Source organism: uncultured Tepidimonas sp., assembly GCF_938045175.1.
Taxonomy (GTDB): Bacteria; Pseudomonadota; Gammaproteobacteria; order Burkholderiales; family Burkholderiaceae_C; genus Tepidimonas.
Genome location: NZ_CALIND010000017.1, coordinates 1 through 9,539 on the forward strand (window position 1 = coordinate 1; position 9,539 = coordinate 9,539).

The following is a 9,539-nucleotide window of genomic DNA, read 5'->3' on the forward strand; positions in this document are numbered from 1 at the left end:
GCTGACCATTGCCTACTTCGACAAACTTGGCGTTCCCCGTCTCTCATGACCTCAACTTCTCGAACCGCCCGGTGCGGACCCGCATGCCGGGTGGTGTGGGAGGGGCCCGGTCAGGTATCCTGACCGCCCCTATCCCGATTGTCTGGAAGGGTCGAGCGGACGGGGTGACGGGTGTCAGGCCCCGGTGGCGGGACGCGGCACCGGGCGCGGTCGACCGTTTTCGTCGATGGCGACGTAGGTTAGCGTCGCTTCCGTCACCTTGACGCAGGTGTACTGCGGCCGCTGGCGCTCGGCCCACACCTCGACCTGGACCGTGATCGAGGTGTTGCCGATGCGCACGATGGAGCCGTAAAAGCTCAGCAGGTCGCCCACCTTGACCGGTTGCTTGAACAAAAACTGGTTGACGGCGACGGTGGCGAAGCGCCCGCCCATGTGCCGGGCGGGCAGGACGGAGCCGGCCAGGTCCACCTGCGCCATCACCCAGCCACCAAAGATGTCGCCGTTGGCATTGACATCGGCGGGCATGGGGATCACGCGCAGCACCAGTTCTTTGTCCTGGGGTAGCCCATTCGGGGGCGCCGGGATGGTTGGGGTTGGGGGTACGATGGCGTCTGTCATACACGGAATTGTCGACGATGCGCGAGCGAGCCATGCCGTCGTCAGCCGCGGCGCGGCTGCCGGCCCCCGCCCCTACCCCCGGGCGCAGCGATGCCCAGACGCTGCGCCGCCTGCTGCCCTACCTGTGGACATACCGCTGGCGGGTGGCGGTGGCGCTGCTGTTGATGGTGGCGGCCAAGCTGGCGACCGTCGGGGTGCCGCTGCTGCTCAAGGCGCTGGTCGATGCGCTCACGCCGCTGCCTGGACTGTCGGCCGAAGCCACCGCGGCGCTGGTGGTGCCGGTGGGGTTGCTGCTGGCGTATGGCGGGCTGCGGCTGAGCACGACGCTGCTGGCCGAGCTGCGCGAGCTGGTTTTCCTCAAGGCCACCGAGGGTGCCACGCGCACCATCGCGTTGCAGGTGTTCGAGCATCTGCATGCGCTGAGCCTGCGCTTTCATCTGGAGCGCCAGACCGGGGCACTGACGCGTGACATCGAGCGCGGCACGCGCGCGGTGCAGTCGCTCGTGTCGTACTCACTCTACAGCGTGGTGCCCACGCTGATCGAGGTGGCGCTGGTGCTGGCCATTTTGGGCCTGCGCTTCGAGGCGTGGTACGTCTGGACCACGCTGGCCGCGTTGCTGGCCTATGTGGTCTTTACCGTGCAGGTGACGCAGTGGCGCACCCACATCCGTCGCCAGATGAACGAGCTGGAGTCCGCCAGCCAAGCGCGCGCCATCGACGCGCTGCTCAATTACGAGACGGTCAAATACTTCGACAACGAGGCGTGGGAGGCACGCCGCTATGCCGACAGCCTGGAGCGCTTGCGCCGCGCACGGGTGCGCACGCAGGCGTCGCTGTCGCTGCTCAACGTGGGCCAGCAGCTCATCATCGCGGTGGCGCTGGTGGCCATGCTCTGGCGAGCCACCGTCGGTGTCACCGAGGGGCGGCTCACCCTGGGTGACCTGGTGATGATCAACGCGTTCATGATCCAGCTCTACATGCCGCTCAATTTTTTGGGGGTGCTCTACCGCGAGATCCGCCAGAGCTTGACCGACCTGGGCCGCATGTTTGACTTGCTGGAGCGCGAGTGCGAGGTGTGCGACGCTCCGGATGCCCGCCCGTTGGTGCTGACGCGTGCGCCCGAGGTGCGCTTCGAAGCGGTGCACTTCGGCTACGAGCCGCAGCGCGAGATTTTGCATGGCGTGGACTTCGTGAACCCGGCCGGCCGCACGGTGGCGGTGGTGGGGCCGTCGGGTTCGGGCAAATCGACGCTGGCGCGGCTGCTCTACCGGTTTTATGACGTGGGCCGCCCCGGTGACGATGCCGCGGCGCGGGCGGCGGCGGGGCGCATCACCGTCGATGGCCACGACATCCGCACCCTCACGCAAGCCAGTCTGCGGCGCGCGATCGGTATCGTGCCGCAGGATACGGTGCTGTTCAACGACACCATCGAGTACAACATCCGCTACGGTCGGCCCGACGCTTCGTTCGACGAGGTGCGCGAGGCCGCGCGCTCGGCGCAGTTGCTCGACTTCATTGAGCGCCTGCCGCAGGGCTGGCAGACGGTGGTGGGCGAGCGCGGGCTGAAGCTGTCGGGTGGCGAGAAGCAGCGTGTCGCCATCGCGCGCACGCTGCTGAAGAACCCCCCGATCCTGATTTTGGACGAGGCCACGTCGGCGCTCGACTCGGCCAACGAGCGCGCCATCCAGGCCGAGCTGCGCCGGCTGGCCAGCGATCGCACCACGCTCGTGATCGCGCACCGCCTGTCGACCGTGGTCGATGCGCACGAAATCCTGGTGCTGGAGCACGGGCGCATCGTCGAGCGCGGCCGCCACGCCGACTTGCTGGCCCAGGGCGGCCGTTACGCCCAGATGTGGGCGCTGCAGCAAAGCGGTGCCCTCGACTGACCCGCCAGGTCCCCCGCGTTGGAGAGCATGCCCCATGGAAACCAAATGGTTGGAGGATTTCGTCAGTCTGGCCGAGACGCGCAGCTTCAGCCGCTCGGCCCAGTTGCGCCACGTCACGCAGCCGGCGTTTTCGCGCCGCATCCAGTCGCTGGAGGCTTGGGCCGGTGTCGATCTGGTGGACCGCACCTGTTACCCCACGCGCCTGACCGAGGCGGGTCAAACCCTGTACGCGCAGGCGATCGAGCTGCTGCAGACGCTGCACACCACGCGCGCGCTGCTGCGACAGCACACCGCGGTGGCCAAGGACACGATCGAATTCGCCGTGCCGCACACGCTGGCGTTCACCTTTTTCCCCAGCTGGCTGTCGCGGCTGCGCACCGTATTGGGGCCGATCAAGACACGGCTGGTGGCGCTCAACGTGCATGACGCGGTGCTGCGCCTGACCGAGGGCGGCTGCGACCTGCTGCTGGCCTATCACCACGCCTCCCAGCCCATCGAGCTCGACGGCACCCGCTACGAGATGCTGCCGCTGGGGCGCGAGGTTCTGGCCCCCTTCAGCCGCCCCGGGCCCGATGGGCAGCCGTTGTTGCGCCTGCCGGGCACGGCGCGCGCCCCGGTGCCCTACCTGGCCTATGCGCCGGGGGCGTATCTGGGCCGGGTCGTGGACTGGGTGCTGCGCCAGGCGGGTGAGCCCGCGCACCTGGACCGCGTGTACGAAACCGACATGGCCGAGAGTCTGAAGGCGATGGCCATCGAGGGCCATGGGTTGGCCTTTTTGCCCACCAGCGCGGTGCAGCCGGCGCTGGCCGATGGCCGGCTGGTGCCGGCGGCACCTGCTACCGGATGCTGGCAGGGTGAGCTCGACATCCGCCTGTATCGGGCGCGCGGGGCGCGGCCCAAGGCGGCTGCGCAGCGGTTCTGGGACGACGTGTGGCGCTTGGCCGGCAGCTAGCCGGTGAGACGACAGGGTTTTTCCCGTCCGCTGGCATGGCGAATGCTTGTAAGATTCGCGTCACCAACCACCACTCTGAAAGGACTGCCGCATGAAAAAACCATTGCTGGCACTGGCTCTGACGGCCTTGGCGGCCACCGCTGCCCTGGCGCAGGCCAACGATACCCTGGGCAAGATCAAGTCTACCGGCACGGTCACCATGGGCGTGCGCGAATCGTCGGGCGTGCTCTCGTACACGCTGGGCGATGGCAAGTACACGGGCTACCACGTCGAAATCTGCCAGCGCGTGCTGGGCGACATTCAAAAGCAGCTCGGCTTGGCCAAGCTCGACATCAAATACCAGCCGGTCACGTCGCAAAACCGCATTCCGTTGGTGCAAAACGGCACCGTCGACATCGAGTGCGGCTCCACGACCAACAACCAGGCGCGCCAGCGTGACGTGGCGTTTGCCGTGACCACCTTCATCGAGGAGGTGCGCATCGCGGTCAAGGCCAACTCGGGCATCAACTCGATCAAAGACCTCAACGGCAAGAACGTGGCCACCACCACTGGCACCACGTCGGTGCAGACGCTGCGCCGCCACGAGCGCGCCGGTGGCGTGGACTTCAAGGAGGTCTACGGCAAGGATCACGCCGACAGTTTCTTGCTGCTGGAGTCGGGCCGTGCTGACGCCTTCGTGATGGATGGCTCCTTGCTCGCAGGGCTGATCGCGCGCTCCAAGAACCCGTCTGACTTCAAGATCGTGGGTGAGGTGCTCAGCGTCGAGCCGATCGCCATCATGTTCCGCAAGGACGATCCGGCCTTCAAGAAGGCGGTCGATGACTCCATCATCGCCATGATGAAGTCGGGCGAGCTGGCCAAGATCTACGACAAATGGTTCATGCAGCCCACCCCGCCCAACGGCGTGCGCATGAACATGCCCATGAGCGACGCCCTCAAGGCGGCGATTGCCAACCCCAACGACCGACCGATGGAGGCCTACCAGGCCAAGTGACGGCCTGACGAAGGCGGTGCACACGCAACCCCGGGCACCCCACGGTGCCCCGGGGTCTTTTGTTTGGTTTCTTGGGAGCCTTCCGCATGCAATGGGATTGGCAAGTCTTCTGCGAAGACACCCTCACGCGCGAGCTGCAGCCGCGCTGTTTCGGGCAGGGGGGTGACATCACCTACCTGGAATGGATGCTGTCGGCCTGGGGCTGGACGGTGTCGGTGTCGGTGTTGGCGCTGGTGTTGGCGCTGGTCACGGGCAGCCTGATCGGCACGCTGCGCACGCTGCCGGGCGCGCCGTGGCTGGTGCGCCTGGGCAATGCGTGGGTGGAGCTGTTTCGCAACATTCCGCTGCTGGTGCAGATTTTTTTGTGGTATCACGTGATCCCGGCGCTGGTGCCGGCGCTCAAGGGGGTGCCCGGTTTCGTCCTGGTCGTGGTGGCCCTGGGACTGTTCACCTCGGCGCGCATTGCCGAGCAGGTCAAGTCCGGCATCCAGTCGCTGCCGCGCGGGCAGCGGGCCGCGGCGCTGGCGCTCGGGCTGACGCAGGCGCAAGCCTACCGCTACGTGCTGCTTCCCATGGCGTTTCGCATCATCATCCCGCCACTGACCAGCGAGACGATGAACATCTTCAAGAACTCGTCGGTGGCGTTTGCGGTGTCCGTGGCCGAGCTGACCATGTTTGCGATGCAGGCGCAGGAGGAGACCGCGCGCGGCATCGAGATTTACCTCGCGGTCACGGGGCTGTACATCGTGTCGGCCTTCACCATCAACCGGGTGATGGCGGCTATCGAGCGCCGCGTGCGCGTGCCCGGTTTGATCGCCGCCGGCGGCGCGGGGGGGCACTGAGATGCTCGACAACCTCGACTGGTCCTTCTACAACTGGGACGTGCTCAGCGGCTTCGTGCTCAAGGGGCTGCAGTTCAGCGTGATGCTGACGGTGGTGGCCACGCTGGGCGGGGTCGCGTTTGGCACGGTGCTGGCGCTGATGCGGCTGTCGGGCCGTCCGTGGCTGGCGTGGCCGGCTACGGTGTACGTCAACGGCATGCGCAGCATCCCGCTGGTGATGGTGATCCTGTGGTTCTTCCTGCTGGTACCGCTGGTCATCGGTCGCCCGCTGGGGGCGGAGTGGTCGGCGGTGATCACCTTCATCGCGTTCGAGGCGGCGTATTTCAGTGAGATCGTGCGTGCCGGTATCCAGTCCATTCCGCGTGGCCAGGTTTATGCCGGCCAGGCGCTTGGGCTGACCTACGGGCAGAACATGCGCTACGTCATCTTGCCGCAGGCGTTTCGCAACATGCTGCCGGTATTCCTGACGCAGACCATCATCCTGTTTCAGGACACGTCGCTGGTGTATGCGATCGGGGCGTATGACTTGCTCAAGGGCTTCGAGGTGGCGGGCAAGAACTACGGCCGCCCCATTGAGGCGTATCTCGCGGCGGCGGTCGCGTACTTCGTGATCTGCTACAGCCTGTCGGCGCTGGTCAAGCGGTTGCATGCGCGCATCGCCATCATCCGCTAAACGGCGCTGTTGCCCCCTTTCGTCGTAAAAAAGGACGTCGTCATGGAACGACCGATGATCGAACTGAAAAACGTCTCCAAATGGTACGGCCCGGTGCAGGTGCTCAGCGACTGCTCCACCACGATCCACAAGGGTGAAGTGGTGGTGGTCTGTGGCCCGTCGGGCTCGGGCAAGTCCACGCTCATCAAGACCATCAACGCGCTCGAGCCCATCCAGAAGGGCGAAATCTGGGTCAACGGACAGCCGGTGCACGACCCGAAAACCAACCTGCCCAAGCTGCGCGCGCAGGTGGGGATGGTGTTTCAGCATTTCGAGCTGTTTCCGCACCTGACGGTGACCGAAAACCTGACGCTGGCGCAAATCAAGGTGCTCGGCCGCTCGCCGGAGGACGCGAAAAAGCACGGCTTGAAGTACCTGGAGCGCGTCGGGTTGCTCGCGCACAAGGACAAGTATCCGGGCCAACTCTCGGGCGGTCAGCAGCAGCGCGTGGCGATTGCGCGCGCGCTGTCGATGGACCCGATCGTGATGCTGTTCGACGAGCCTACCTCGGCGCTGGATCCGGAGATGGTGGGAGAGGTACTGGACGTGATGGTGAGCCTGGCGCAAGAGGGCATGACCATGATGTGCGTGACGCACGAGATGGGGTTTGCGCGCAAGGTCAGCCACCGCGTCATCTTCATGGACGTGGGCGGCAAGATTTTGGAAGATTGCCCGAAGGAGGAGTTTTTCGGCAACCCCGAGGCGCGTCAGCCGCGCACCAAAGACTTCCTCAACAAGATCCTGTCGCACTGACGGTTGTGGCGTGACGCGGGTGGCCAAGAAAAAGGCCGCCCGCGGGCGGCCTTGGGCTGTGGGTGGCCAGGGGCGCTCACATGGCGGCGGGCACGGGTGCCGTCATGGCGCGCTTTTCCAGCGTCCACTGGTGCAGCGAGCCGTCGTAGTTGCGCGCTTGGGGGTTGCCCAGCACTTCCGACAGCACGAACCACGGCAGCGACGAGTCGTTGCCGCTGTTGCAGTAGGTGATGACGGGCTTGGACGGATCGATCCCCTGCGCCTGGAAGACGGCGCGGTAGATCTCGGGCGTCAGCAGCCGGATGACGCCGCCGCGCGTGACGAACAGCGTCTCCAGCGGTACGTTGCGCGCCGCCGGGATATGCCCGTACCCATACACGTAGTCGCGCTTGAACAGACCCAGGTACATCGACGGCGCGCGGGCGTCGAGCAGCTGCACGTCTTTCTTTTCCATGGCAGCGGCGACGTCGGGCGAGTCGGCCACATAACGGGCAAAGCGGTCGGCGCTGGCCTTCCAGGTACCAGCCATGGTCGTGGGTGCGCCTTTGCTCCAAGGACGCCCTTCTAGCAGCCAAGCGACCATGCCCCCGTCGAGCATGGCCACCGGCGTGTCGGCGTAAGCCTTGAGCAGGATGATCAGGCGCGCGGCGTCGTTGAAGTCGGCGATTTTCTGCCCTTCGGGCACGACCACGATCGGCTTGTCGGCCAGGATGCCCGCCGCTTGCGCCACGCGCTCGAACGCAGCTTTTTCGGGCAGCAGGTACTTGACCTTGTTGCCGGCGATGTCACGTTCGGTGCGCAGCTCTTTGGCCAGGAACAGGCGCGAGTCGGGAATGTGGCCGCCAAACTCGTCCAGGACCTTCTTGCCGTCCTTGGTGGTTTCGAACTCGGGCTCACGGGTGAAGCTCTTGGGGTCGTTGCGGATCTCGACCACCTGCACCTTGTCCAGATGGTCGGCCAGCCACTGGGTGCTGACTACCGGGCCGGGCAGGATGCCTTGCGCCCAGGCGCTGGCGGCCAGCAGCCCGGCGCCGACGGCGGTCGCGAGTCGTTTCAGGGTTTTCATGGGTTGTCCTCCTCGAACGTGGGTTTGCATAGGGTCAGGTCAGGCCCAGCCGCTGCAGGCGCGCGGGTAGCGATGCGCTGCAGTGGCTGAGGATGTCGATGCGGCGGTCTTCTAGCACCGCTTCTAGGCGCTGGTGCCGCGTGTAGGGGGCGAGCGCGGCATCGCGCGCCTGCAGCAGGGCAGCCAAGTCGTCGCTAAACAAATGCACCATCGCCGTCAGCCAGCGTGCCAGCGGGGCCAGCCGCCCGCGCGTGTGCAGGGCGAACGTGGGCAGGCGATCGATCAACGCTGCCGCTGGCTCCCAGCGCCCCGCCGTTACCCAACGGTTGGTGGTGAACCAGTGCAACGGCTGGCCGCGCGTATCCAGCGCCAGCGCCACCAGGTGCACGTGCGTGCCGGGCTGCGGGTCGTCCCAGAACAAATGAAAGTGCCCGTGCTCGGGCGGCTGGTCCGGCCCCCAGCGCGTGGCACCGTCGTGGGCGTGGTAGTAGGCGCGCGTGGCGTGTCGGGTGTCCACCACATCGCGCGCCGGGTAGTGGCGCAGCTCCACGAAGCGCTTGGCCCCGGCCAGCGCGGCCTGGGCCAGCGTCTGGCCGCGGCGCGCGTAGGCCAGCGGCACTTGCAGCGCCACTTCGGCCCACGGGGTCCACGCAGCAGCGTCCATGCACTGTCAAGGGGCGGGCAGGGGTGGCGTCAGCGCTTGGGCGCGCACGGGTTGGCCGGCGCGCAAGGGTTGTCCCCCTCGGTGCGCTTCTTTTTCTTTTTCTTTTCGCCGGGCGCGCAGGGGTTGCCCGGTGCACAGGGGTTGCCGGCGCTGCTGGCGGCCGGTTTGCCGTCGGCTTTGGGCGCTGGCTGCGCCATCGCGGCGGGGGCAACCAAGCTGGTCGAGACCAGCAAGGCGGTCAGGGTCTGGGCTAGGGTCGTCGTTTTGGTTTTCATCGAGCACACTCCGTGATGGTGTCGGTCAAGGGATCAGCCGTGCGCCGAGCGCGCGCCTGGCGGGGTATCGGTGGCCTGCGTCGGGGTGCAGCTGGGTTGGCCACAGACCGCTTCATCGACCGAGATGGGGCCGCCGTGGCGGGCTTCGAACCAGCGGCCCAGGTAGTACACGCCGACCAAGGCGGCGCCCATGGCCACGATGATCCACCACGGTGAGATGCCCCACGCGTCGTGCAGCGTGTCGGCCGATTCGACTTCGCCCATGGCCATGAGGGCCTCGATGGTGGGCCCGTACAGGCCGGCGAAGGCAAACGTGCCCACGATCAGGCCGACGAAGAAAACCAAGGCGTCCAACCGACCCGAGGCCACCCCCACGACCGAGGTGCCGGGGCAGTAGCCACCGATGGCAAAGCCAGCCCCCACCAGCACGCCGCCCACGGCCGAGGCCACCATCAGTGACGTCGGCACGAAGACGGCGTCGATGTCGAGCACACCGAGCGCGGCCAGCCCCTGCAGTCCGGCGGCTGCGACCACGATGGCGGTGAACATCACCTTGAGCACGGACCAGTCGCGCAACGTGAACTGCCCCGTCAATTTGCACGGGCTGCCAAAACCGGCGTTCTCCAGGATATAGCCAAAGGCCACGCCGACCAGCAGGGCGGACCAGACGGTTTCGGTCATGGGAAACATGGTTCAGACTCCTTTGACCCAGCGGCTGACGATGAGCCCGGTGACGAAAAAGGCGCCGAGAAAGACGAACGCCGCGATGGACAGCGT

Annotated in this window: 11 protein-coding genes; 6 read left to right on the forward strand and 5 right to left on the reverse strand. The window is 66.4% G+C overall.

The genetic code is table 11. The annotated features are described in order from the left end of the window. Positions 1–174: 174 nt before the first annotated feature. Positions 175–618, reverse strand: coding sequence for an acyl-CoA thioesterase (locus Q0716_RS00850; RefSeq protein WP_299018663.1), 444 nt, complete (start codon positions 616–618; stop codon positions 175–177). Positions 619–650: 32 nt separating this feature from the next. Between Q0716_RS00850 and Q0716_RS00855 the strand changes: the two genes are divergently transcribed. From Q0716_RS00855 to Q0716_RS00880, 6 genes are all read left to right on the forward strand, one after another. Further along, a complete protein-coding gene (locus Q0716_RS00855; protein WP_299018665.1) occupies positions 651–2,504 on the forward strand; it encodes an ABC transporter ATP-binding protein/permease in 1,854 nt (617 codons plus the stop codon). Positions 2,505–2,538: 34 nt separating this feature from the next. After that, on the forward strand, positions 2,539–3,456 hold the full coding sequence (locus Q0716_RS00860; protein WP_299018667.1) for a LysR substrate-binding domain-containing protein: 918 nt from the start codon (positions 2,539–2,541) through the stop codon (positions 3,454–3,456). Positions 3,457–3,547: 91 nt separating this feature from the next. Beyond that, positions 3,548–4,450, forward strand: a complete 903-nt coding sequence (locus Q0716_RS00865; protein WP_299018669.1) for an amino acid ABC transporter substrate-binding protein — start codon at positions 3,548–3,550, stop codon at positions 4,448–4,450. 86 nt (positions 4,451–4,536) lie between these two features. Further along, positions 4,537–5,292 (forward strand): amino acid ABC transporter permease, encoded by a 756-nt coding sequence (locus tag Q0716_RS00870; RefSeq protein ID WP_299018671.1) that lies wholly within the window; start codon positions 4,537–4,539, stop codon positions 5,290–5,292. A 1-nt stretch (position 5,293) separates the two neighbouring features. Next, positions 5,294–5,965: an amino acid ABC transporter permease gene (locus Q0716_RS00875; RefSeq protein WP_299018672.1), complete on the forward strand. Its 672-nt coding sequence runs from the start codon at positions 5,294–5,296 to the stop codon at positions 5,963–5,965. A gap of 54 nt (positions 5,966–6,019) precedes the next feature. Continuing rightward, the gene (locus Q0716_RS00880; RefSeq protein WP_299018682.1) at positions 6,020–6,757 is read left to right on the forward strand and encodes an amino acid ABC transporter ATP-binding protein; all 738 of its coding nucleotides are present in this window, start codon (positions 6,020–6,022) and stop codon (positions 6,755–6,757) included. A 76-nt stretch (positions 6,758–6,833) separates the two neighbouring features. Here Q0716_RS00880 and Q0716_RS00885 read toward each other — a convergent pair whose 3' ends face one another. Genes Q0716_RS00885 through Q0716_RS00900 form a run of 4 tightly spaced genes read right to left on the reverse strand, consistent with a single transcriptional unit; the run spans position 6,834 to position 9,443 of the window. Further along, positions 6,834–7,823 (reverse strand): rhodanese-like domain-containing protein, encoded by a 990-nt coding sequence (locus Q0716_RS00885; RefSeq protein ID WP_299018674.1) that lies wholly within the window; start codon positions 7,821–7,823, stop codon positions 6,834–6,836. 34 nt (positions 7,824–7,857) lie between these two features. Next, a complete protein-coding gene (locus tag Q0716_RS00890) occupies positions 7,858–8,487 on the reverse strand; it encodes a hypothetical protein (protein WP_299018676.1) in 630 nt (209 codons plus the stop codon). Between the two features lie 29 nt (positions 8,488–8,516). Continuing rightward, the gene (locus Q0716_RS00895) at positions 8,517–8,762 is read right to left on the reverse strand and encodes a hypothetical protein (RefSeq protein ID WP_299018678.1); all 246 of its coding nucleotides are present in this window, start codon (positions 8,760–8,762) and stop codon (positions 8,517–8,519) included. 33 nt (positions 8,763–8,795) lie between these two features. Next, positions 8,796–9,443, reverse strand: a complete 648-nt coding sequence (locus tag Q0716_RS00900; RefSeq protein WP_299018680.1) for a DUF6691 family protein — start codon at positions 9,441–9,443, stop codon at positions 8,796–8,798. Positions 9,444–9,539: the final 96 nt, after the last annotated feature.